Origin of the sequence: Apibacter sp. B2966 (assembly GCF_011082485.1) — a bacterium.
Classification (GTDB): domain Bacteria; phylum Bacteroidota; class Bacteroidia; order Flavobacteriales; family Weeksellaceae; genus Apibacter.
Genome location: NZ_CP049714.1, coordinates 1,199,725 through 1,225,909, shown reverse-complemented (window position 1 = coordinate 1,225,909; position 26,185 = coordinate 1,199,725). Strand labels below are relative to the sequence as shown.

General features: G+C 29.4%; 20 protein-coding genes. 15 read left to right on the top strand and 5 right to left on the bottom strand.

Annotation, left to right across the window (positions count from 1 at the left end):
- Nucleotides 1-116: 116 nt before the first annotated feature.
- Nucleotides 117-1,214, top strand: a complete 1,098-nt coding sequence (locus G8C43_RS05265) for an O-antigen ligase family protein (protein WP_166004628.1) — start codon at nt 117-119, stop codon at nt 1,212-1,214.
- Here the strand turns inward: G8C43_RS05265 and G8C43_RS05260 are convergent.
- On the bottom strand, nt 1,156-2,259 hold the full coding sequence (locus G8C43_RS05260; RefSeq protein ID WP_255490335.1) for a glycosyltransferase: 1,104 nt from the start codon (nt 2,257-2,259) through the stop codon (nt 1,156-1,158). The two genes, G8C43_RS05265 and G8C43_RS05260, sit on opposite strands and share 59 nt — an antisense overlap.
- Before the next feature lie 140 nt (nt 2,260-2,399).
- Between G8C43_RS05260 and G8C43_RS05255 the strand changes: the two genes are divergently transcribed.
- From G8C43_RS05255 to G8C43_RS05230, 6 genes are all read left to right on the top strand, one after another.
- Nucleotides 2,400-3,815: an exopolysaccharide biosynthesis polyprenyl glycosylphosphotransferase gene (locus G8C43_RS05255; RefSeq protein WP_166004626.1), complete on the top strand. Its 1,416-nt coding sequence runs from the start codon at nt 2,400-2,402 to the stop codon at nt 3,813-3,815.
- 69 nt (nt 3,816-3,884) lie between these two features.
- Entirely contained in the window at nt 3,885-4,301 is a 417-nt protein-coding gene (locus G8C43_RS05250; RefSeq protein WP_166004624.1) for a hypothetical protein, read from the top strand.
- A 193-nt stretch (nt 4,302-4,494) separates the two neighbouring features.
- On the top strand, nt 4,495-8,802 hold the full coding sequence (locus G8C43_RS05245; protein ID WP_166004622.1) for a CusA/CzcA family heavy metal efflux RND transporter: 4,308 nt from the start codon (nt 4,495-4,497) through the stop codon (nt 8,800-8,802).
- A gap of 10 nt (nt 8,803-8,812) precedes the next feature.
- Nucleotides 8,813-9,955 (top strand): efflux RND transporter periplasmic adaptor subunit, encoded by a 1,143-nt coding sequence (locus tag G8C43_RS05240; protein WP_166004619.1) that lies wholly within the window; start codon nt 8,813-8,815, stop codon nt 9,953-9,955.
- Between the two features lie 248 nt (nt 9,956-10,203).
- Complete coding sequence (locus tag G8C43_RS05235) at nt 10,204-11,460, top strand: putative DNA modification/repair radical SAM protein (protein WP_160541760.1); 1,257 nt, start codon at nt 10,204-10,206, stop codon at nt 11,458-11,460.
- A gap of 16 nt (nt 11,461-11,476) precedes the next feature.
- On the top strand, nt 11,477-12,241 hold the full coding sequence (locus G8C43_RS05230) for a TIGR03915 family putative DNA repair protein (RefSeq protein WP_166004617.1): 765 nt from the start codon (nt 11,477-11,479) through the stop codon (nt 12,239-12,241).
- 299 nt (nt 12,242-12,540) lie between these two features.
- On the opposite strand, the gene G8C43_RS05225 is transcribed toward G8C43_RS05230, so the two are convergent.
- Nucleotides 12,541-15,018, bottom strand: coding sequence for a TonB-dependent siderophore receptor (locus G8C43_RS05225; protein ID WP_166004615.1), 2,478 nt, complete (start codon nt 15,016-15,018; stop codon nt 12,541-12,543).
- Between the two features lie 245 nt (nt 15,019-15,263).
- Between G8C43_RS05225 and G8C43_RS05220 the strand changes: the two genes are divergently transcribed.
- The 5 genes from G8C43_RS05220 to G8C43_RS05200 all read left to right on the top strand — a co-directional run bounded on the left by G8C43_RS05220 (nt 15,264) and on the right by G8C43_RS05200 (nt 19,760).
- Nucleotides 15,264-15,629, top strand: coding sequence for an NADH-quinone oxidoreductase subunit A (locus G8C43_RS05220; RefSeq protein WP_105296712.1), 366 nt, complete (start codon nt 15,264-15,266; stop codon nt 15,627-15,629).
- Between the two features lie 38 nt (nt 15,630-15,667).
- Nucleotides 15,668-16,216, top strand: a complete 549-nt coding sequence (locus G8C43_RS05215) for an NADH-quinone oxidoreductase subunit B (RefSeq protein WP_055424507.1) — start codon at nt 15,668-15,670, stop codon at nt 16,214-16,216.
- 17 nt (nt 16,217-16,233) lie between these two features.
- Nucleotides 16,234-16,728 carry an NADH-quinone oxidoreductase subunit C gene (locus tag G8C43_RS05210; protein WP_105296884.1) on the top strand — a complete coding sequence of 165 codons (495 nt, stop codon included), beginning with the start codon at nt 16,234-16,236 and terminating at the stop codon, nt 16,726-16,728.
- Nucleotides 16,729-16,758: 30 nt separating this feature from the next.
- Nucleotides 16,759-18,003: an NADH-quinone oxidoreductase subunit D gene (locus tag G8C43_RS05205; RefSeq protein ID WP_160541763.1), complete on the top strand. Its 1,245-nt coding sequence runs from the start codon at nt 16,759-16,761 to the stop codon at nt 18,001-18,003.
- A 362-nt stretch (nt 18,004-18,365) separates the two neighbouring features.
- Entirely contained in the window at nt 18,366-19,760 is a 1,395-nt protein-coding gene (locus G8C43_RS05200) for a DUF6056 family protein (RefSeq protein WP_166004613.1), read from the top strand.
- A gap of 22 nt (nt 19,761-19,782) precedes the next feature.
- On the opposite strand, the gene G8C43_RS05195 is transcribed toward G8C43_RS05200, so the two are convergent.
- Nucleotides 19,783-20,457 (bottom strand): hypothetical protein, encoded by a 675-nt coding sequence (locus tag G8C43_RS05195; protein WP_166004610.1) that lies wholly within the window; start codon nt 20,455-20,457, stop codon nt 19,783-19,785.
- 13 nt (nt 20,458-20,470) lie between these two features.
- Nucleotides 20,471-20,788: a YbjQ family protein gene (locus tag G8C43_RS05190; RefSeq protein ID WP_166004608.1), complete on the bottom strand. Its 318-nt coding sequence runs from the start codon at nt 20,786-20,788 to the stop codon at nt 20,471-20,473.
- Between the two features lie 269 nt (nt 20,789-21,057).
- Here G8C43_RS05190 and G8C43_RS05185 point away from each other — a divergent pair, with 269 nt between their 5' ends.
- Nucleotides 21,058-23,103, top strand: a complete 2,046-nt coding sequence (locus G8C43_RS05185) for a S9 family peptidase (protein WP_166004606.1) — start codon at nt 21,058-21,060, stop codon at nt 23,101-23,103.
- A gap of 205 nt (nt 23,104-23,308) precedes the next feature.
- Here G8C43_RS05185 and G8C43_RS05180 read toward each other — a convergent pair whose 3' ends face one another.
- Nucleotides 23,309-24,286, bottom strand: coding sequence for a polyprenyl synthetase family protein (locus G8C43_RS05180; protein WP_166004604.1), 978 nt, complete (start codon nt 24,284-24,286; stop codon nt 23,309-23,311).
- Between the two features lie 262 nt (nt 24,287-24,548).
- On the opposite strand from G8C43_RS05180, the gene G8C43_RS05175 reads away from it, so the two are divergent.
- Both G8C43_RS05175 and G8C43_RS05170 read left to right on the top strand, forming a co-directional pair.
- The gene (locus G8C43_RS05175; protein WP_160541768.1) at nt 24,549-25,415 is read left to right on the top strand and encodes a DUF6089 family protein; all 867 of its coding nucleotides are present in this window, start codon (nt 24,549-24,551) and stop codon (nt 25,413-25,415) included.
- A 13-nt stretch (nt 25,416-25,428) separates the two neighbouring features.
- Entirely contained in the window at nt 25,429-26,178 is a 750-nt protein-coding gene (locus G8C43_RS05170) for an isoprenyl transferase (RefSeq protein WP_166004602.1), read from the top strand.
- Nucleotides 26,179-26,185 lie beyond the last annotated feature (7 nt).

The following is a 26,185-nucleotide window of genomic DNA, read 5'->3' as shown; positions in this document are numbered from 1 at the left end:
TACTATTCAGATCGATTTGTACGATTTTAATTATTTCCTATATTGTGTTCCAAATTTTTGCTTTTATAAATTTAAAAGTCAAAATAAAATTAAATGGGTTGATAATTTTATTATCGATGCCTTTTCTTATTGAAGTTTTAATGTTTTGGAATAATGATTATGCTTATTATGGATTTAAGTCTTTAGAGAAAAAAATTATCTATTTATTTTTTCCCTTTTTTATTATTTTATCTCCTTTTAAAATTGACATTTTTAAAATAATTAATTATTGGACAAAAATTATATGCTTGATGCTGTTTTTCTTTTTAATTAGGTATGTGATTTTTTATCAAGATAATATAAATAATTATTTAAATGGAATAGATGTGTGGGACATGGGGTATAGCTTTTCGAGAAGTATCGACAACAATCATGCACCGGCACTCAATTTAATTGTATCATTTTGTTGTATTAGTTCGTTATATAATTTCTATAATACTAACTCCAAAAGACGTCTTGAAAAGATAACTAATTTTATAACCTATACAATATTGCTGGGTTTTGTTTTCTTAATAAATACTAGAATAGCTGTTTGCAGTTCAATACTAGGTTCTGTATTCATAACCTTGTATCAATTTAAATCATCGTTTACTTTAAAACAAAGCGTTTTAATTACAGCCATAGTTTTTATATTTATAGTCGTTTTTATAACACTTTTCCCCTATACAATAAAGAAATATACAACGGTTTCGTTTGGGAACATGGATAAAATCGGAAAGCTGGATGAAGTTGAGAACCCTGAAGGTGAAATTTACAATTCGTTAGTAACAAGATTAAGTATTTGGAAATCAGCTTTTGATTTGTCTAAAAGAAATATCTGGTTTGGAGTAGGAGCTTCAGACGGGAAAAGAAAACTATTCGATTACTACTATGAAACAGACCAAATGTTTTTGTTTAAATATAAATTTCCGGTTCACAATCAATACTTAGATTATTTAGTTAGATTTGGAATTATAGGAATCGTATTATTAATTATTTTTATGGCATTACCACTTTATATTGGATTTAAATTGCATAACTCTTTAATAATTTATTATTCTCTATCATTTATAGTAGCCAATATAACGGATGATTTTTTAATTCGTTTTGATGGAATCGTATTTAGCTGTATTTTAGTTAGTTTTTTTGGGTATTTATATGTAAAGAATCAAGATAAATATTTTTTAAAAGAGTAAAATTTTTATTAAGGTCAAAATATTCTACGCACCTTTTTAATCCTAATTTACCCATTTTTTTACGTGTTGAACGGTCTTTTAAGGCTTCAATAAATTCTTGAATGTCATTTTCATCCGTAAATAAAAATCCAGTTTCTCCGTGTTTTACAATGTCTTTATTTCCAATAATATTTGTTGCTAGAACCGGCTTTTGAAACGCCATAGCTTCTAAGGGGGCAATAGGCAGGCCTTCCCATAAAGATGTTTGAATATATATGTCTAATTTAATTAAATAGTCAAATATCTTATCTCTGTCTAACCATCCGGTAATTGTAATGTTAGGAGAAGTAATAACATTTCTTAATTCACCATCGCCAATCCATAAAAAGTCAATATCCAAATTATTTTTTGCAATCTTGTCAAAAAGAGTTGGGTTTCTGGCATAGGTTATTCTTCCTACAATTCCTATGCTTAGGCGATTTTTAATGATCTTATTTTCTACATATTTAGGTAATATAGATTCTAAATTAATTCCATTCCTAATTAATAAGGTCTTACCTAATTTAGTGCCATTTTCAAATTCACTATCTCCGCAGGCAATTGTGGTGCCTCCCAAATATTTAGTAGTAAATTTTTCAATGTTATAATATAATTTTTTTTTAACAGGAGAAATATCTTTTCTTATAAAAGAGTATCCATGTGGAGTATAAAACAGCAGAGCTTTTTTATAAAATAATGATGCAAATTTACCCAATATTCCTGCTTTAGAAGAATGAAGGTGTATTATTTGAGGTTGTAGAGATTTGCATAAATTTATAAGTTCGTAAGTACTTTTAAAATCTTTTAAAGAGATTTCTTTATTCATATCCAATTCTATTAATCTAACCCCATTTGATAACTCTTTTTTTAAATCTAAATTGGATACCTCCGGGCGTTTAGAACTATATGCAATAGTAGTATCGAATATATTATTATATTTTCCAAAAAAAATAGATAAATCTTTTATATATGTATATACCCCTCCACCTAGAGCTTCAACTATATGTAAAACTTTTATTTTTTTCATCAATATAAAATTATTTAATATTTATTAAGTTCACATTAATTTAGTCTAATATAGTAAAATTATAGATATTTGTTTAATAAAAAATAACTATTTTTATCAATTAATAAATATTTATTTTTTTTTTATAAATTATAGGATGTATGAGATATACTCGATATTTAAAAAATAGTTATTTTTTACAACTATTGTTCGATATAGTTTTCATAATTATTTTATTCTTTTATTTTTTAAAAATTCAGTATTATCATTTAGGGATATATGTTGTTTCATTAAAAGAATTATTAGATGCACATTATAAGGTATTAATATTACTTTTGATGAGCTGGTATTTTATTTCACTAAAAACCCATTTATATGAGATTAAAAGGAATACCGGTATTGGAATAATTTTAAAAAATAACATTTTTCAGATTATTTTATTTGGTGTCATAACCTTCTTTGTCTCCGGATTAAAAAAGGATGATCTATTTTCAAATAAAGTAACTATATATTTTTTAATATCACTTTTTCTGATAACTTTTTTTATTAGAGTTGTTCTTTTTCTATTTTTAAAAATATATAGAAGTTTAGGAGGAAATTATATAAGAGTTATTTTTGTTGATGAGAATAATAATACCTTATCATTTATAAAATTTTTGTCTAAAAGAAAAGATTATGGATATGTTAATTGTGGAAGTTTTTTAGCAAATATTAAAGACGATATAAAAAAAAATAAATACAAATTTGATTTAGAAAAGTTAAAAAGTTTTATACTTGAAGAAGAAATACTAATCATATTTTTTTCATTAAACGGTAAACTATCGCATTCTGTTCATGATGAATTAGTCGTATTAGCACAAAAACTTCATATAGAAATTAGATTTATTCCAAGCACTTTATACAATTCATTTTATAGTCTGGATTTAGAATATTATGATACGTATCCAATATTGTTATTTAAAAAATTTCCTTTAGATGATTTTTGGAATCAATTTATAAAAAGGCTATTTGATATTCTATTTTCATTGTTTGTTATAATTTTTATTTTAAGTTGGCTATACCCTCTTATTGCAATAGCAATTTTGCTAGAATCGGGCAAACCTGTAATCTATGCTCAAAAAAGAGTGGGATTAGGAGGGAATATATTTTATTGCTATAAATTCAGAACGATGAAAAACAGTGAAGATAATGACATTAAAGCTACTGTGAAAGATGATTCCAGAGTTACCCAATTAGGTAGAATATTACGAAAATCAAGTTTAGATGAAATGCCTCAGTTTTTTAATGTATTGAAAGGAAATATGTCTGTTGTTGGTCCTAGACCTCATATGGTTGTTCAAGATAATTATTATAATGATCTTTTATTAAGATATAGTCGTAGACATCATGTTAAACCCGGAATTACCGGATTAGCTCAAGTAAAAGGTTTCAGAGGGGAAATAAATTCCAGAGAAGATATGCAAAAAAGAATAATTGCAGACATTTATTATGTTAGAAAATGGACCTTTTATTTAGACATGATTATAATCTTGAGAACCGTATTTAAGACTATTGGAGGAGATAAAAAAGCAATTTAAATTATTTTATAGTGAAATAATATATAAAATATATAATTTATTTTAATAAAATATATATTTTTGTAATGCTTGAAAATAATAAGTAAAATATCCATATTTTTTGCTACGTTTCTAATTGTAGCGCATTCCTTTGTTCCTCATCAACACAAGGTTAAATTTGAAATTGTTCTTCACGAATGTTTTTTATCTGAGGCTAAAAATAATCATTCTGTAAACTTATTCGAGAAACTCGAAGATATAATCAAACATATAAATTTAGGAGAAAAAAATTTAGACGATTTTAAATTATCTATTTCTAATTATGAATTTTCTCAACAACTCATTTATATTATACCGGAATCTTTTTTGGGGCATAATTTTCTATTATTAAATTCTTCGAATAAAGATTCAAATTTCTACTATGCATATACAAAAACCACTTCTGAAAAATTTTTAGGAAGAGGTTTGAGAGCTCCCCCATTAGTAAATCCCTTAAACTCAAACTGATTTAAGTATTCGGAGATAATAAATATATTATTGATTCTTATTCTCCGTAACTAAAGTTTCTATTCAAAAAATTAAGTAACAGTTAATTTTTATATAAAAAATAATATTGATGAATTACAACTTATTATTTAAACTATTGTTTAAATAATGAGAATAATGATCCATTTCAATACATAATTCAAACAATTTAATCATGTTTCAAACCATAATTGATTTATCAATAAAATATAAATTATTGGTTGCATTGGGAGTAGTAGCATTAATGGTATGGGGACTTTATTCTCTTAAAAATATACCCATAGATGCTACCCCTGACATAACCAATAATCAAGTGCAGGTAGTAACTACCTCACCTACCTTAGCCCCACAAGAAGTGGAACAATTATTAACCATACCTCTTGAATCAGAATTAAGAAATATTCCCGGAGCAATAGAAGTACGATCTATTTCAAGATTTGGTTTATCCATAATTACCGTTGTATTTAAAGAAGACATTCCCATAATACAAGCCAGACAGCTGGTTAAAGAACAAATAGATATCGCTAAAAGTGAAATACCCGATGGAATAAGAGAACCGCAATTAATGCCTATTACAACAGGATTAGGAGAAATTTGCCAATATATAATTAAAGTTAATCCCGGATATGAATCTACTTATAATCTTGAAGAGTTAAGGACCATTCAAGAGTGGATAATTAAAAAGCAACTCAACGGAATCGAAGGAATAATAGAAATCTCAAGTTTTGGAGGAAAAGTAAAAGAATATGAAGTAGCTATAGATCCCATCTTATTACAAAGTTACAATATCACTTTAGAAGAAGTTAATAATGCACTAGAGAAAAATAATCAAAATTCCGGATCCGGTTACATTCAACAAAAGCATAATTTGTTCTACATACGAACAGAAGGGAGACTAAAAAATTTTCAAGATATTGAAAATACGGTTATAACAGTAAAAGATCAAGTACCCATTAAAATTTCAGATATAGCGATAGTAAAATATGCTTCTGCCCAAAGATTTGGAGCCATGACAATGGATGGAAAGGGAGAAGTGGTTGGAGGAATCACGTTGATGTTAAAAGGAGAAAACTCTTATAAAACAGTTAACAAGGTAAAAGAAAGAATCAATCAAATTAAAAAAACATTACCTGAAGGCTTAGATCTTTATATTTATTTAGATAGAGCAAATCTTATAGAAAAGACTATTTCAACAGTTAAAAAAAATTTACTAGAAGGTGGAATAATAGTAATGTTAGTTGTAATTATCTTAATAGGCGATATAAGAGCGGGGCTAATAGTAGCATCCATTATTCCACTTTCATTATTATTTGCTCTGATACTGATGAATTTATTCGGAGTTTCTGCAAATTTAATTTCCTTAGGAGCTATAGATTTTGGAATAGTTGTAGACGGGGCAATTATAATTATAGAATCGGTCATTTCAGTTTTACATGCAAACTATTTAGGAAAAAAGCTTACTCAAAAAGAATTAGATAACGTAGTATCTAAAACAGCAGGAGAAATATATAAATCAGCAGCTTTCGGAATCATTATTATCATTTTAGTGTTTATTCCCATTATGACTTTACAGGGAATAGAGGGTAAAATGTTTAGGCCCATGGCCTTCACTGTTAGTTTTGCTATAATTGGAGCTTTTATATTATCATTAACCTATGTGCCTGTATTGTCAACATTTGTCCTTGAAAAAAATATTGAAAACAAAGTAACCTTCGCAGATAAAATCATGAATAAATTAAAATCAATTTATTTGCCTGTTTTAGATAAAGTGTTGCAAATACCCTATATTCTCATAGGTTGCATTTTTGTAATCTGGCTTTTTTTTCTCTTTGTTTTTTCCAATATGGGAGCCGAATTTGTTCCCACCCTACAAGAAGGAAATATAGCGATGCAAATGAGCATACAGCCCGGAAGTTCATTAGAAGAGAGTATACGTACTACTTCAAAAGTTGAAAAGATAATTAAAGACAATTTTCCGGAGGTAGTACATGTAATTTCAAAAATAGGAACGGCCGAAATACCAACGGATCCAATGGGTATAGAAGATTCAGATATTATGATTGTTTTAAAAGAAAAAAAACAATGGGTTTCAGCCAAAACACAAGATGAATTAGTGGAAAAAATAAAAGAAAAGCTGTCGACAATATTAGGAGCTTCTTTTGAATTTTCTCAACCAATACAATTAAGATTTAATGAGCTTATGACAGGAGCAAAATCAGACATAGTAATTAAAATTTATGGAGAAGATGCAAGAGAATTAAAAAAGTTGGCAGATCAAACGGCTCAGATTATAAATAAAATAGAAGGAGCAGCCGATGTAAAAGTAGAACAAACCGAAGGGTTAAAACAAATGAAAATAAGTTATGATAGAAATAAATTAGCACAATATGGATTGGATATAACTACCTTAAATGAAGTTATCCGATCTTGGGTAGCAGGAGTAAAATCAGGAGTTATAATGGAAGGAGAACGACGTTTTGATTTAATAATGCGACTGGATGAAAAATATAGAAAAGATTTAAATTTAGATCAATTACCAATACGTACGGCTACCCAAAATTTAATTCCCGTTTCCGAAGTGGCAACCGTGAATTATGAATCCGGACCTATGATGATTTCAAGGGAACAAGCGCAAAGAAAAATTAATATAGGAGTAAATGTGCGTAATTCCGATATAAATTCCCTAGTACAAAAAATTCAATCAAGAGTAGAAGAAAACATCAAATTACCACCGGGATATTCAATTGAATATGGTGGAGCATTTAAAAATTTACAAGAAGCAACTTCGAGACTGAGCATTGCAATTCCCATAGCTTTAGTAATCATACTTATATTACTATATGCAACCTTTAAAAGCTTTAAAGATGCAATATTAATTTTTACATCCGTACCCCTGGCTTCCATAGGAGGAATTATAGCTTTATGGATACGTGAATTGCCATTCAGCATTTCAGCAGGAATAGGTTTTATCGCCCTTTTTGGAGTTGCTGTCTTAAATGGAATCGTGTTAGTAAGTGAATTAAATAGACTGAAAAATTCAGGCAACTATATTTCTCTCAAAGAAATAATTAAAAAAGGAGGACTAAACCGTCTGCGTCCGGTGGTTATAACGGCAATGGTTGCAACCTTAGGCTTTATTCCAATGGCTATGTCAACATCAAACGGAGCAGAGGTACAGAGACCTTTGGCTACTGTAGTTATTGGAGGACTGGTTACCTCAACTTTATTAACCTTACTCGTTATTCCGGCTTTATATTATGTTTTTGAAAATAAAAATTTTCAAAAGAATATAAATGTAAAAAAGATGCTAATCATACTAATTTTTTTAGGCAGTATTGGCTCAGTGAGTGCTCAAAAAAAAGTTTCTCTTTCCTACCTTGTAGAAAGAGCTTATAAAGAAAATAGAGAGCTTAAATCTAGTCAATTGCAAATACAGAAAGAAAAGATTGAAAAAAAATATGCCTATACAATCAATTCTACTTCAATGACTATCGGTTTTGGACAATTTAACAATAAAGATGCTGATTATCAATGGGAAGTGTCACAAGATTTAGGAAATCTATTTTCACAAACCAAAAAAAAGAGCCTCATTGATAGTCAGTTAGAATGGTTGACGGCTAAATCTAACTTACAAAAACATATAATAACCTATCATTTAGAACAATTATATAATAAATGGATTTACATTTTGGAAAAGAATAATTTATTTATCCAAATAGATTCCATATATAGAGAAGGATTAAAGAAAGCTGAATTAAAATATGTAAAAGGAGAGACGGATTATATGGAAAAACAATTTTTTAAGGCAGAATTAGAACAAGTAATTCAGCAAAAAACTATAAATGAGCAAGAAAATATGGAAGTTGAAAATAAGATATATTCATTATGTGGAATAAGTGCAGATGAAAATATAGTACCTCTTGAATCATTTAAAAAATTAGAAAAAAATCCCTTGACGGATAGTTTGAATAATCTATACTTGGATGAATTAGATAAAGAGCTGCATGTTAATAACAAAACATTGATTCTGGAAAAAGCCAAAAAATTACCTGAATTTTCAATTGGCGGATTAATGCAAAGCATTGAACACAAAACCAGTTATTTTGCGGGTGTGGTTAATATAAGCATTCCCTTATTTAACAATGTTTATAAAAAAATTAAAGAACAGACTCTTCTTGAAAATAACAATGTTGAATTTAAAAAAAAGGAGATAACACGAAATTTAAATTTAAGAATCAGGCAATTAAAAAAGCAGCAAAAATATTTAGATAAGGAATTAAGCATATTTGGAACTTCACATTCAGAAGAACTACAAAAAATGATAAAAATAGCGACGATTAAATACCAATACGGAGAAATAGACTATTTGCAATATTGCAGTATATTAAAATCTTCTATAGATGCTCAAACCACCTATTTAGATTTATTGAACAACTACAATCAAACCTTAATTGAGCTAAACTATTTAACACAATCCAATTAATTTATCCATCATGAAAACAATAACTCATATAATCCTACTTTTTATTTCAATATTGCTTGGTTATTCCTGTTCATCCAAAAATAAAGAAAACTCTATCGAAAAAGAATCCCGTGTACATTCAGGAATTACCTTGAGCGAAGAACAGATTAAAACCAATGATATAAAATTCGGTACTGCAGAATTACGTCCCATTGAATCCAAAATTATGGTTACCGGCGTTATACATGCCTTGCCTCAAAATAAGGCATCTATACATAGTAAAGTAGATGGATTTATTGGAAAAATAAACTTCATAACCGGAGATTTTGTTCGTAAGGGGCAAGAATTGGCAACGGTAAATAACCCTTCATTTATCTCTTTACAAAAACAATTTTTAGAGAGTTATTATACAATGAACTTGGCATATAAAGATTATCAGCGAAAATATGCCCTAATAGAAAGTGATGCAATTAGCAGAAAATCGTATGAACAATCTTTAGCAACATATCAAGTATCAACTGCAGAATATGAAAGTCTGAAATCTGAATTACAATTACTGGGATTTTCTCCTGCTACTATAATTAAAACAGGAAAAATTAATCCGGAATTAAAAATTATAAGTCCTTTAAGCGGATTTATTCAAGCAAAGGAAATTTCTCCCGGTAAACAAATCACTACCACAGAAGAATTATTCTTAATAATAAATCAGGAAAAACTACATGTAGAATTAAATGTTCCCGCAAAATATGCTTCAACCCTCTTTGTAGGACAAAAAATTGAATTCACATTACCTGAAATCAAAGATACCTTACAAGGTACTATTCACATCATAGGAAAAGTAACAAGTACCGAAAACAACACCATACAGGTTCATGCAGATATTCAAACAAAATTGCCTGACACAAATTTTTATGAAAATCGATTTATAAATGCATATATAATTAATAAAAGTAAAGAAGTGCTAACTGTACCTAAAGAGGCAGTATATGAAGAAGAAGATAAAAATTATGTATTTATTAGAAAAAATAAACAAATAGAACAAAAAGAAATACTAATTGGCAATTCAAATAATAATTTTGTGGAGGTGACTAATTTAGATCCTCATCAAGAACTTGTAATTTCAGGGGTTTATTATCTACAATCCGGAGAAATGGAATCCGGACATAATCACTGATTAAAAAATTACTAAACTTATTGAATAAATAATAAAAATCAATCATTTGGTTATGGCAAGTTAATAAACACAACTTGGCATAAATAAATGATCAATAACATCCAATTATGAAAATAGTTTTTTTCAATGGATAAATTAAAAAAAAACTAAATAAAAATTTATCTTAAGTAGTTGTTAATTAAATATTTAAGTTTCTTTTATGATTTAATATTTCCTTAAAAATAGCAGTATTTGTAATTTTGTTATATATGAATGAACAAATTATCAATAAACTCGCAACTTTAGCAGAATCAGCTAAATATGATGTTTCTTGTTCCTCAAGTGGAGTTGGAAGAAAGAGTAAAGTCGGAGGTATAGGCTCAACTTCATCTTCAGGAATTTGTCATACATTTACTGAAGATGGACGATGTGTTTCCTTATTAAAAATTATGATGACCAATTATTGCATGTACGATTGTGCCTACTGCATTAGTCGTAAAAGCAATGATATAAAAAGAGCCTCGTTTAGCGTTAAGGAATTGGTGGAATTAACCCTAGAATTTTATAAAAGGAATTACATAGAAGGCTTATTCTTAAGTTCAGGAGTGGTTAAAAGTCCGGATCATACAATGGAAAGAATGGTGCGGGTAATTAAAGAACTCCGAACGGTTCATAAATACAATGGATATATCCATATGAAAAGCATCCCTGGCGCCAGTAAAGAATTAGTTACACAAGCCGGATTGTATGCAGACAGGCTCAGCGTAAATATTGAAATACCCACAGAAAAAAATCTCAAATTTTTAGCTCCCGAAAAAGACCATAAAAGTGTCTTTGCACCTATGAAGTACATTCAAAACGGGGTATTAGAATATAAAGAAGAAAAGAAAAAATATAAATCTACTCCTAAATTCACCCCAGCCGGGCAGAGTACACAAATGATTATTGGAGCAACCAATGAAACCGATCAAGATATATTGAAAGTTTCTTCACTTTTATATATGCAATCAAGCATGAGAAGAGTGTATTATTCGGGATTCATACCGGTCAATCCTCACGATAATAGACTTCCTGCTTTACAACAAGCGCCTCTAGTAAGAGAAAATCGATTATATCAGGCAGATTGGTTAATGAGATTTTATCATTTCACGGCTGATGAAATAATTGATGATACAAACCCAAACCTTGATTTGGAAGTAGATCCAAAATTATCCTGGGCTCTTCGTCATCCCGAAATGTTTCCTGTTGATGTAAATACAGCAGAATACAGGCAAATAGTACGAGTGCCCGGCATCGGAATTAAATCGGCTAAATTGATTATAGCTTCCCGTAAATTTGGTAAATTAGATAGGTATCAATTAAAAAAAATAGGTGTTATCATAAAAAGAGCCCAATATTTTATTACTTGTAGAGATTCGTCAGGAACAACAATTAATGAAATAAAGCCTGAATTCGTAAAAAAAATACTTGTAAACAAAAAACATACTTCCCAAAACACCAATCAAATATCTTTGATTTTCCCTTAAAAAAGCTATTAAAATTATGATTGTATTCTCTTACGATAAATCGTTGGATGGGCTTTTATGTGTAATTTATGAAGCATACGAAAGAAAAATTTTTCCTGAACTATTAATTCAATCGGGAGAAATACCCCCGTTGTTCGTTGATCAATTACTTGAAATACAAACACAAGATGAAATTGTTTGTAAAACTTGGGCATATTTAGAGAAAAAGATGTCTAAAGAATCTCTTAATATAATGCAAGCTGTATGGTTGTCAGAACAAGACGATAGAGATTGGCTATTATATAAATTTATTAAAAAAGCCATTGATACAAAATTTACAGGACATACTGATTTTGGGGATGAAGACATTATTAACATTCACAATTTGGCTAAAAAAGTATACAAAGAAGGCTATAATTGGAAACAATTTGTAAGATTTAAAAAGTCGAAAGACGGAATTTATTTTGCTCCGGTATATCCAATTTTTAATAGTTTACCATTGGCGATTCCTCATTTTAAAGATCGATTTTCTTCACAGTCTTGGATTATTTATGATTTAAACCGCAATTATGGATTTTATTATGATGGAAAAGTAGTGATTGAAATGACTTTGGAAAATGATAATGAATATTTTAATTCAGATCAACCTAACGAAAAATTATTAGATTCAAAAGAAATTTTATTTCAAGAATCGTGGAAAAAATACTTTCAAGCTTTATCTATAAAAGAAAGAATTAATTTGAAACTACAAAAACAACATATGCCTAAAAGGTATTGGAAATATCTCACAGAAATGCAATAAATATAAAAAGGTATTTGAACTCTAATTTCTTAGGTCATCTATTTTGAAGAATAACTCATATATTAAATTTTGTTTCAGAAAATGAAAACATGTTTTTAATAGACAGATGAAAAAAAGGCAATACATACAGAATTTTAAATCTGGCAAAAGTTGTATAAGTCATAAGTTAATTTTCAAAAATTATCAATCCCATTTATATCATATTGAATTATCAAGAAGTAAAAATCTTTTTTAAACAAAAAACTACCTGTTTTGCAGGTAGTTTTTATAGTGTAATTAAAAATTATTTTATGAAAAAATTAGAAATTATATGAAAGTTGAAGTTTAAAATTTCTAGGATCGATTTGATTAATATAACCTCCTCTATAATATGAAGTATAACCAATTTTGTCGAATATATTATTAAAGAAGAATTTCAAACCAACTTTTTTATACGTGTATCCCAATTGAGCATTAACAGTTGTATAATCCGGCATGTTGAAAGGTTTAATGCCCGGTGTTGAACCGTGTCCATCTGCTCTTAAGTTTGAACTGTAGTCATTAATTGGGCGATCTCCCACATAATAAACACCTACACCCAAAACAAGATTTTTTAATGTTCCTCGGTTAAATAAATATTGTACCCATCCGTTAGCGGTAGAATAAGGAGCATTCATTGGTCTGGAACCGTTTACATAAGCAACGCTGTTTTTATATTGAACATCCGAATAAGAATATCCTAAAATTACTTGTAAATTTTCCAAAATGTGCCCGTTTGCCTCAATTTCAACACCGTTTCTTCGTAAATCACCTGCTTTAGAGTAAAAGCCTGTTCCCACTCCATTTTCGTATATCTGATATGAAATATCATTATTTTTGATAAAGTAATAGGTTACATTGAAATCCAATTTTTTATTAAACCAATCAGATTTTACTCCAACTTCAAATTGGTTGGTAACTGAAGATCCAATAGTCCCTCCATCTTTAGTAGGATTACTTGCTGAACGCAAATTGGTTGTAGTAGCATAATTACCAAAAAGACTTATATTTTTTACCGGACTAACCATGATTCCTACAAAAGGATCCCATGCTTCATTAGCAGCACCTATATTGGGTTTTTTAGCATCTTGACTATAACGTAATCCAACATTGGCTCTTATATATTCATTGATTTCCACAGCATCTTGAATCATAATACCATAAACTTCAGATTCGCTGGAGCTGGTAGAAGCTATGGCATCAAAAGATGATTTATTGATTCCCTTAGGTAATACGTTAGGTATTTTGTCAAATATATTAATAACATCTACTTCAATGGATCTGTCAATAAGAGGCAAACCGGTTTTTGGATCTAAGATAACTTTTCCGTCTTTATCTTTTCTGTATTTTCCGTGAGTGGTAGAATTCGTATTATTGATCTTATAATCAAATCCTGTCTGAAAAGTATGTTTTACCTTGCCGGTATATAAATTTTTTCCAATTAAATCAATCTGAATCACTTTGTTTTTATCTTCACTTTCAGACCAAGTTAGATTTCTTGTACGTCTTAAAAAATCCGAAACTTTTTTACCGGTAGCTTTATCAGTAAAAGTATAAGGACTAGCTAAAGAACCTAATCCATAGGTTTCTTCGTTGTTTATTGATGCCGCGTATAAGGCACGTAGACTTAATATTTCATTTAATTTTCGTACAATTTTGGCGCTATAGGTAGTAGTCCTAGTATTCTGATTATCCGTTGCCCAGCCAAAAAATTTATGCGTAGCATCTAATAAATTATTTTTATCGGCATCAGTTGAATTTACAGTACCTCTGTCTGGAGTTATATTGTTATTAATATAATCCATTTCCAATGTAACAGTCGTTCTATCATCCGGTCTCCATTCAAAAGAAGGATTTATATAAACTCTATTATTGTCAACTCTTGGTTTATAGCTGTCCGCTCTTTGATATGCACCATTTAAACGGAATGCAGCAGTACCTTTTTTGTCCAAAATGGTTTGATAATCAAAAGTTGGTCGAAATAACCCCCAGCTTCCGGTTTCAATAGCAACATTTCCTCCGGTTAAAAATAATGGTGTCTTGGTAACTACATTAATTACACCTCCCGGACTTCCTAATCCGTTACCAATACCTTGAGTTATAGCCGCTGAACCACGTAAAACTTGGATGCTTGATACCCCTTGCATATCTGTCAACAAAGACGCAGAACGAAAATCAGAATCAACCTGAACTCCGTTTTTCAACACAGGAGTCCCACGATATCCTCTGATAGACATACTTTCCGAAGAACCTCCATAAGTACCGAATAAGTTAACCCCCGGAACATTTCTAACCGCATCGGTTATAGTAAGAGCGCCCTGTTCGTTGATAATTTCGCTGGAAATTACGGATATATTTTGTGGTAATTCTCTGGGAGCAACCGGCAAACGAGTAATCATGTCTAAACCATGTATTTGTTTAGTTCCGTATATGGTAACATCATCAATATCACCTTTACCGTATAATGTTATATTAATTTCTTTTACCTCATCAGGATTGAGAATAACGGATTCGTTATAATCATTGAATTTAGGAGAAGAAATGGTCAATTTATGAAATCCATCACTTAATCCCGATATTTCAAAAAAACCGGTTTGATTGTCGATCTCAGAAATTTTTTCACCGTCAATGTAGAAAGTTGCTTTTTTTATCGGTTTGTCTTCTACATCAAATAAATATCCTTTGATCCCTGATGTGTATTGCGCTAATAGAAGCTGCCCTAAACATAAAAGAACAAAAGCTATGTATGTTTTTTTCATAATAATTTTTATTTTTAGGCAAATATAATTTTAATTTAGACCAATTACAAATAAAAAGGTTGTTTTATATTATCTTTTTTTATAAACAATTGAAATATAATAAGATATGTGTTTTTTGAACGGTTTTTTTAATATGAATAAAATAAGGACTAATTAGGTGATGTTTACAGGTTTAAATAGAGATCAACTCTAAAAAATATATTAACTTTGCAATCTAAATTAGAAAGTATAATAAATTAGAAAGGATGAGTTTACCTATAGATTATGTTCCGGTACTTATACAGGTTGCAGTTGCTTTGGGTTTCAGTGTGATAGCACTGGTCGGTTCAGCAATGTTAGGTTCGAGAGTACACGGTAAAGTTAAGGATGATACCTTTGAATGCGGGATTGCTTATGAAGGTGATGCCCGTTCGCCTTTTTCAGTTAAATATTTTTTAACAGCAATATTATTTGTACTATTTGATATTGAGATTATTTTCTTTTATCCTTATGCGTTGAATATCAGAGATTTTGGAGTTGAAGGCTTTTTAGCAGTATTAACCTTTATCTCGGTTTTTCTTTTAGGATTCGTATATGTAGTTAAAAAAGGAGCGTTAGATTGGGAAAAATAGGAATAAAATATCTATTTTAAATATTTTTTAAAAAAGACATGGCAGAAAAAAAAGTTAAGATTGTTGATGCTCCTGAAGGAGTAAGTGGGCCCGGATATTTTGCCGGAAGTTTTGATAAAATTATAGGATTGGCAAGGTCATATTCTTTATGGCCGTTACCGTTTGCTACCTCTTGTTGTGGAATTGAGTTTATGGCTATACAAGCTGCCAATTATGATTTATCGCGTTTTGGAGCAGAAAACATGTGTTTTTCGCCAAGACAGGCAGACCTTTTAATGGTTTGCGGAACGATATCCAAAAAATTAGCTCCGGTTTTAAAACGAGTATACACTCAAATGGCAGAACCTAAATGGGTAATGGCTGTTGGAGCTTGTGCTTCCAGCGGTGGAATTTTTGATACCTATTCTGTATTGCAAGGAATAGATAAAGTTATACCTGTTGATGTATACGTACCCGGTTGTCCTCCAAGACCCGAACAAATTATAGAAGGTTTTATGCAGATACAAGAAATAGCTAGAAATGAAAGCTTACGAAGAAGAGAATCTGCTGAATATAAAGAGTTGTTAAAATCCTATGAAATATCGTAATCATGGAAGGAAAAATTATAGATAATCAATTGGTATTACAACTCATATCTGATGAGTTTGGTGATGGTATTATAAGAGCATATGAGCCGGATGGGATTTTAACCATTGAAATAAAAAAAGATATTGTACTTTCCTTACTAACATTTATTAAAAATCATGAGATAAAAATTGATTTTTTAACTGATGTGTGCGGAATACATTATCCCAATAATAAAGGATCGGAATTAGGGGTTATTTACCATCTACATAGTTTCATAAACAACTTTAGAATACGAATTAAAGCATTCTTTTCTATTGAGAATCCTGAAATTGATTCGGTTACCTCAATTTATTCTGCAGCTAACTGGCAGGAAAGAGAAACTTTTGATTTTTACGGAATAGTATTTAAAGGTCATCCTAATTTAACAAGGATTTTAAACAGGGATGATATGGACTATCATCCGCTTTTAAAACAATATACGCTGGAAGATACTACCCGTACGGATAAGAATGATGCCATGTTCGGCAGATAATTAGTAAATTAAAAAAGTTAGAATTAAAAAATGTCTAAACAAAAAAATATAAGTGATTTGGTCGATTTATCCAATACGGTGGACAAATACATTGTGAAGGAACAAGTCGATGGAGAATTACAAAAAATAAATTTAGGACCAACACACCCATCTACCCATGGTATTTTTGAAAATAAAATATTAATGGATGGGGAAAGGATTGTTTCAGCAAAATCAACCGTTGGATATATTCACCGTGCATTTGAAAAAATCTCTGAAAGAAGAACATATTCTCAAATAACCACCTTAACCGATAGACTTAATTATTGCTCTTCTCCCATAAATAATATGGGATGGCATATGACCATGGAAAAATTTTTGGGCGTGAAAGTATCCAAAAAGATTGATTATATGCGTATCATTATTATGGAGTTGGCAAGAATTGCAGACCATTTGGTTTGCGATTCAGTAATGGGAGTTGATACAGGTGCCTTAACCGGATTTACTTATGTATTTCAGGATAGAGAAAAGATATATGACCTCTATGAACAGGTTTGCGGAGCTCGAATGACTACCAATATTGGAAGAATTGGAGGGTTTGAGCGTGATTTTAGTCCAAAATTCCATCAATTAATAAAAGAATTTATTGCAGAATTTCCAAAAAGATTGGAAGAATTCGCTAAATTATTGGAAAGAAATCGAATCTTTATGGACCGTACGATCGGGGTAGGAGGTATTTCCGCTGAAAGAGCTTTAAATTATGGATTTACCGGTCCGAACTTACGTGCAGCAGGGGTAGACTATGATGTGAGAGTCATGAGCCCTTATTCTTCTTATGATGACTTTGATTTTATTATTCCTATTGGGACATCTGGAGATGCTTACGATCGATTTATGGTTCGTTTGCAAGAAATGAGGGAAAGTTTCAAATTGGTTAAAAATGCTTATGAAAATTTACCTGAAGGAAATTATCATGTAGAAGTTCCCGAATATTATCTACCGGATAAGCCGGATGTTTATACCAGTATGGAGGCTCTTATCTATCATTTTAAAATTATCATGGGAGAAACAGATATTCCTACCGGTGAAGTTTTCCATTCAGTTGAAGGAGGTAATGGTGAATTAGGATTTTATATGGTTAGTGACGGAGGGAGAAGTCCTTATAGATTGCATTTTAGAAGACCTTGCTTTATTTACTATCAAGCCTATCCGGAATTGATCAAAGACCAAATGCTGTCTGATGCTATTATTACGTTAGGAAGTTTAAACGTAATTGCGGGTGAACTGGATGCATAAAAATTACTCAATACAAAATTGAATTAATATAAATAAAAAAACTCTCAAAAATGAGAGTTTTTTTATTTTGAAATAATTGACATTGTAATTTAATGTTTTATAATTATAATTTTAATAATTGCTCGAAGATACTTTGTTAATAAAAAATAATAACATTATGTGTAATAATATTTATTGAATTATAGCTTAATAGATATTAAATGTTTGTTTTTATGGGTTAATAGTAATTTAATTTTTACTAATATTTTATTATAATATAAATACTAATTAATTTTTATATATATTTCAATATGGGACAAATTTATTTATTTTTAGTTTAAATTTAATAATTTTGCGGGGTATATAGCGTGTAAGCATAATTTATGAAATCAACCTTCCCCTACAAATTTTTTAATTGGAGTATTATAATATTATTTTTAGCAACTTTATTTCCCTTATTACTTTTAAGTTTTTATTCAGAACCGATCCTTGATGATTATGTATATGCCATTAAACTTTTATCGAGATCTTTTTTTGACGTACAAGTTTATGAATATATGTATTGGGGTAGTAGGTATACAGCGACCGGAATATTAATTACTAATCCAATCTATTTTGGATGGTTTGGGGGATATCATGTACTTTCATTCTTAATGATATTTTTATTTGTCTTGGGATCATATTTTATGTTTTATCAGATTTCAAGAAATAAAAAAATCACAGTGGTTTTAATGGCTACATTTTGCTTTACCTATTTTTTTATGTTACCAGATATAACCTCGGCTTTTTACTGGTTGGCGGGTTCAGCTACTTATAATTTAGGTAACATTCTTTCTTTATTTTTTATAGGAAGCATAATAAAGGCAAAAAAATGCGATAATTATTTTTATAAGATCATTGTTTTTGTATTAGTATTTTTAATTATTGGATGCAATGAAATATCCATGATCTATATAGATGTTTTTATTTTCCTATTGTTCGTCTATTCATATTTTAATAATAAGAAAATCGATGTATTATATTTGTCATTGTTTATTTTTGCGGGGGCATTAACATTGCTCATTTTTGCATCGCCCGGAAACCAACTTAGGTCTTCATCAACAATTGCTCATCATTTGTCTCTGTCTCAATGTATTTTAAAAACTATAAAAAAGTCTATGACGATCATAGTAAGGTATTTCATATTAGTTTTTATAATTCAACTTTTAGTATTGTTTAATATAAGGGAATGGCTAAAAAAAAGAAATTTTCCATATTTAAAACATTCAATAGCATTTTTTATATTTCTTTTACTAGCTGTTTTATTTTTAGGTTCTTTTCCAAGTTTATGGTCCGTAGGTTTTTTTCCGCCTTTGCGAACGGTAAATGTGATTTTCTTTGAAATGTTAATCTTCTCCATGATTATAGCACATAAAATAGTTATAATGCCGTATTTCGATACTATTAAAATTTCACCCTATTTTTTAGTAGTAATCTTATTTGTAACTATTTTTAGTTATGTATTTGCTGTTCAAGATAAGAAAGTTTATGATTTAACAAATAATCTATATCATTCTTATAAAGACATAGTAAGCGGTGATATGATAAAATATAAAAAAGAAATGGAGGAAAGGTATGTATTTATACGCAATTCTAAAGAAGATACAATCTACGTTAAGCCTATTAAGATTAAACCAGAAACTATTTTTAGAAGTGATTTAAAGGAAACTAATGACCATTTTTATAACAAAAATATGGCAAATTTCTTTGGTAAAAGTGCAATAATACTTAGAAAATGAAAATTCTTAAAATAGTGGATAATCAAAAATGAATTTTCATGTAATTTATAAACAGCGTTCGATATAATTCATTATTTTCATCAAGAGGTACAAACTTATAAATAATCATATGTTCAGAATCTAATTTATATAAATAAAAGCTATCTTGAATCGGGTTATATTGAGAATTTATACATTTTTTTAAAAATTTATCCGTTTTATTTTTCGGAAAAGTTATTTCGGATGGTTCAGAAACAGATTCAGTAGTTAGAATTCCACTTTTTTTATTTAAGTTAAAACATCCTGTATATGTACTTGTAGAAGATACAGGCTTTTTTATAAATAAATGAGTAAAATAGTTGAACTCTAATGTTTCATTAATTTCATATTTTTCCCATTCTTCGAAATTTTTTCCCGAAAAATCCGAAACAGATTTTAAAATCCAGGCTCCGTGTAAATCTTTTATTTTAAATTTTTTCTGAGTTCTTTTTTTAAAATATTGTAAAACATCTTCACGTACCTCATAATTAAATTGATCGGGATTAGCTTCCATTTCAAAGACTGTCCCTGAAGTAAGATCCTTAAAACTTCTTTTAATATATTTTCCGCTGGTATCTTTTTTTATTTCAAACAGTACAGTAACATTTTCTTGATCTATTTCCATTTGGGAATAACTATAAACGCTCCATAAAAGAAAAAATAGTAAAATAACCTTCATAAATAATAGGATTTTAAATAATAACTGCAGTGCCACAGATCGAAACCATCAACATGCTGCCTTTAGCTCCTAAGGCTTCATAATCAATATGAATACCGATTACAGCATTAGCTCCTAAAAGAATTGCTTTTTCTTCCAATTCTTTCAATGCGGTTTGTTTAGCTTCAACCAATACTTTTTCATAAGCGTTAGATCGGCCACCGAAAAAATCTGTAAGATTAGCCTTAAAATCCTTAATAAAATTAGCACCAATTATAGTTTCTCCGGTTACAATTCCTTTGTACTCTTTGATTGAAGATCCTTCAATAGAGTTAGTTGTAGTTAAAATCATTGATTATTAAATTTAAATGATAAAAAAGTAAATATAAATATATTCTTATAATTTGAATGCATAGTCACATAAATTAACAATTTATACGTATGAAGTTTAGAAAAAATTTCTAGCCAAATGAGATAAGTTGATTGTTAAATTAATGACAATTAGTTATGAATACAATAGATATATTTCAATTAAAAAAACGCTTTTAAATAAAAAGACTAATATAATTGATTTTCTATAGTATTACCCTTATTTTTGATGTTTATATAAATAAAGTATCTATGAAGGCACCGGTAGCAAAAAAAATTCCTAAAAAATTAATTACTCATAACGATATTCGAATTGATAATTATTATTGGCTTAATGATAGAGAAAACCCTGAAGTAATAAAATATTTGGAGGAAGAAAATGCTTATACAAAAGAGCAGATGAAATCTACCGATTTATTGCAAAAAAAATTATTTGAGGAAATGAAGTCCAGGATAAAAGAAGATGATGAGTCCGTTCCCTATAAATTTAATCAATATTGGTATACCACCAAATACATAAAAGGAGGAGAATATCCTCTCTATATAAGAAAAAAGGACTCTTTAGAAGCCAAAGAAGAAATCATGTTTGATGTCAATGAGATGGCCAAAGGACATAAATTTTACCAAATTGGAAGTGTTAGCGTTAGTCCGGATAATACCATGGCTTGTTATTCAGTTGATACAGTGAGTCGAAGAATATATACCATTCAAATAAAAAATTTGGTAACCGGCGAAATACTTTCCGATGAATTAAAAGATACCACAGGAAATGTAGTGTGGGCCAATGATAACCGAACCATTTTTTATTCCGTACAAGATTCTAAAACTTTACGTTCATCTAAAATATATAAACATATTTTAGGAACTTCTCAAAAGGAAGACCTATTGGTCTTTGAAGAACATGACGAAACATTTAATGTCTATGTCACCAAAACTAAATCCTTACAATATATTGTAATAGCCTCCGGAAGTACCTTAACAGATGAATATAGATTTATTCCTGCCGATAATCCCGAAGCTGAATGGAAAATATTTCAAGAAAGGATTAGGGGATTGGAATATTCCTTTGATCATTATGAAGGATTTTTTTATATACTTACGAACAAAGACGGGGCAACTAATTTCAAATTAATGAAGACCCCTATATCGGATACTTCAATTGATAATTGGATTGAAGTAATACCACACAATAAGGAAATTTTATTGGAGGGGTTTGAACTATTCAAAAATTATTTAGTAACCGAAGAAAGAGAAAAAGGGTTGACTCATATAAAAATTAAGAGTTGGGATAATTCAATTAATTATGAGATACCTTTCGAAGAAGAAGTTTATACAGTAGGAACTTCTGTAAACAGAGATTTCAATACGGATATTATCAGATATCGTTATACTTCAATGACCACCCCATGGAGCGATATTGATTTTAATATGCGCACCAAAGAAAAAAAGGTTTTAAAAGAGCAAGAAGTATTGGGTAATTTTAATAAAGATAACTATGTTACTAAAAGAATTTGGGCTCAAGCACGAGACGGAGTACAAATCCCTTTATCTTTAGTAATGAAGAAAGACACTCAGCCATCTAAAAATACCTCTTTGTTATTGTATGCTTATGGATCCTATGGATATTCAATGGATGCAACATTTAGCTCCATACGGTTATCCTTGTTAGATCGAGGCTTTATTTATGTAATTGCCCACGTGAGAGGAGGAGAAGATTTAGGAAGGCCTTGGTATGAAAATGGAAAAATGTTAAAAAAGAAAAACACATTTTACGATTTTATAGACTGTGCTGAATATTTAATCAAAAAAGAATATACATCGTCTAATCATTTATATGCCAATGGAGGTAGTGCCGGTGGATTATTAATAGGAGCAGTTATTAACTATGCCCCCAAACTATTTCATGGAGTAGTGGCAGATGTACCGTTTGTAGATGTAGTTACAACTATGTTAGATGACAGTATTCCTTTAACGACGGGAGAATACGATGAATGGGGTAATCCGAATCAACTAGAATACTATAATTATATGAAATCGTATTCACCCTATGATAATGTTGAAAATAAAGAATATCCCAATATGTTGGTAACAACCGGCTTACATGATTCTCAGGTACAATACTGGGAACCGGCCAAATGGGTGGCTAAACTCAGGGATATGAAAACAGATTCTAACCTTTTATTACTTCAAACTAATATGGATGCAGGGCATGGAGGATCTAGCGGACGTTTTGAATCCTTAAAAGAAGTAGCCTTAGAATATGCCTTTTATTTATATTTAGAAAATAAATTAAACTAGTAAATGACTTTAGGAAATTTGAAAAATGATTTAATTATTTTTTAAATTTCCTTACCTTAATACCAATATAATTTTTTATAGATATTTATATATAGGCGAGTGGTAAATATAAGTTTACTTATAGGTAAAAAATAAATAATAAATAATTTTTTGGATTTTACTAGTATGAAAATAATTGCAAATTGTAGAAATAAGTTGAGGTAATTTAGTGTTTTCTTTCAATAACGTATTTAAGCATCAATTCCAACGAATCTCTATTTTCATTTTTTGGAAAATTAACTAAAATATCGAGCGCTTTTTGCTTATATTCATTCATCTTATCAATCGTATAATTAATCCCCCCGTTTTCCTTTACAAATTTGATTATTTCAGCAACTCTTTTTTTATCTTTATTGTGATTTTTAATGGAATTTATCAACCATTTTTTATTCTCTTTACTTGCGTTGTTAAGCACATAAATTAATGGAAGCGTCATTTTTCTTTCTTGAATATCAATACCGACCGGTTTCCCGATTATATTAGTACTTGTATAATCAAACAAATCATCTTTTATTTGAAACGCTATTCCGGTATATTCACCAAAAAGGCGAAGTTTTTCAGCATTTTCATCTGAAGCATAGGTAGAACGTGCCCCGGATTCACAACACGCAGATATTAATACAGCTGTTTTTTGACGTATAATTTCGAAATAGACCTCTTCCGTAATATCAAGTTTTCTACTTTTTTCCAATTGCAGCAGTTCTCCCTCAGACATTTCTCGTATAGTTCTGGAAATAATAGATAATAAATCAAAATCTTGATTATCAGTAGCTAATAATACACTTTTAGATAGAAGATAATCGCCTACCAAAACAGCAATTTTATTTTTCCATAAAGCATTTATTGAAAAAAAACCTCGTCTCATGTAGCTTTCATCTACTACATCGTCATGAACAAGTGTGGCTGTATGGATAAGTTCGATCAATGAAGCTGCTCGATATGTTTTATCCGTTACAGTACCGGTAAGCTTAGCAGTTAAAAAAACAAACATAGGGCGCATTTGCTTACCTTTTCTTCTAACTATAAATTGGGTGATTCTATCCAATAAGGGAACTTTACTTTTCATGGATTCATAGAACCTTTTTTCGAAAAGCTTCATTTCATCAGCTATTGGAATTTTAATTTGTTCAGTAACTTTGGACATTAGGTTTCAAAAATAATCAAATTTTACATATTTTAATTTGAAATTTCCATTTTATTTTATAAAGAAGGGGTAAAAAGATAATTAAAATAAAGGTTATATACTAAAAATAAGTTAATAACAAAATAAAGAGTATAAACATAAAAAGAATTATTATCTTTGTTGCTTGAGAAGATACATAATATTGCAGAGGATAATGCAACAAAATGACTTTATTTCACGTTTAAAGCAATTATGCAATTACGTGAAATAATATTAAATTAAAATGAAAAAAGTTTTCTTACTGGTTATTCTGATTTGTACTTGTTGTTTAATGCATATAAAAGCTCAACGTAATGAAGTAGGGATATCTATTGGAAGAGCCAATATAATTGGTGATATAGGTAAAACCGATTATATTGAAATATTTCCTATGGATAGGTATAGAATTCCAATTTCTCTAGGAGTGCTTTATAGGTATAATTTAGATAATAGACAAAGTTTACGTTTAAATTTAATTTATAACAGAGTCTATTTTGACGATGAGAAAGCAAGTGAAGATTATAGATTTAAAAGAAAAATATCAGGAAGTAATACCATTTTTGAAACCTCAGTTTTATTTGAATATTATTTCTTTGATATCAATGATATAAAATATTCAGGTTCTTCTCCATATATATTTGCCGGAGTAGGCGGATATGGGTTTTATGACAGGAAATATACAATCAATCATACGAGAGCTAAAAATTATGATGGTTCTTACAGGGATCCTTTAAATTTTCAGGATTTTGTAACAGAAGAAAATTATAAGAAATCTATGAAATTCGATTTTAATATTCCTTTTGGCGTGGGATATAAATTTAAAATTAAATACGATTGGTTATTATCTCTTGAAATAGGAGCAAGATATACATTCCAGGATAATCTTGATTATAGTTCTATAAAAAACAAAAATATAACTATAAACATAGATCCTCAATTAAACAATATAAGTACTGTAGACCCTAAACTTAAAGATGAGATAAACAGAAGAAATGCTAAAATCATAGGAAAACATCAAACAGGTAATACATATAAAAGTAACGATTGGTATTTAATATGGGGGATAAATCTTACTTACACATTTGGAAGACCTCCATGTTATTGTTATTAAATTATAATTATTAATGTCTAAAAAAGATATATTTATAGAAGAAAATAAAATGCCTAAACACGTTGCCATTATTATGGATGGTAATGGAAGATGGGCTAAAAAAAGAGGTATGATTCGTAGTCTTGGCCATCAAAATGCTATTAAAGCAGTTCGAGAGGCGATTGAATTTTGTGATGATGCAAATATTCCCTATCTTACCTTATATGCTTTTTCAACAGAAAATTGGAATAGACCTATTTTAGAAGTGAATTCTTTGATGAGTCTATTGATTAACACTATAAAAAAAGAAACAAAAAAATTAAAAGAAAAAGGTATTAGAGTTAAAGTTATCGGCAATATTGATAAATTTCCAACTAACGTCCGAGAGGAATTAATCCTGCTTACCAAAGATACATGCAATAATCAAAGGGGCACATTGACATTGGCATTAAGTTATGGTGCTAAAAATGAAATTCTCGATGCTGCCAAAAAAATTGCTCTGGATTATTCAAATAACGAAATATCTTTGGAACAATTAAATGAAGTTACCTTTAATCAATATTTATATACAAACGATCTACCGGATGTAGATCTTCTCATTAGAACGAGTGGAGAGCAAAGAATAAGTAATTTTTTACTTTGGCAAATAGCATATGCGGAATTATATTTTACAGATACATTATGGCCTGATTTTAATAAAGAAGAATTTTTAAAAGCATTAGATTTTTATCAGAGCAGAGAAAGAAGATTCGGGAAAATAAGTGAACAATTAAAAGTAAAGTAAAAGAAGT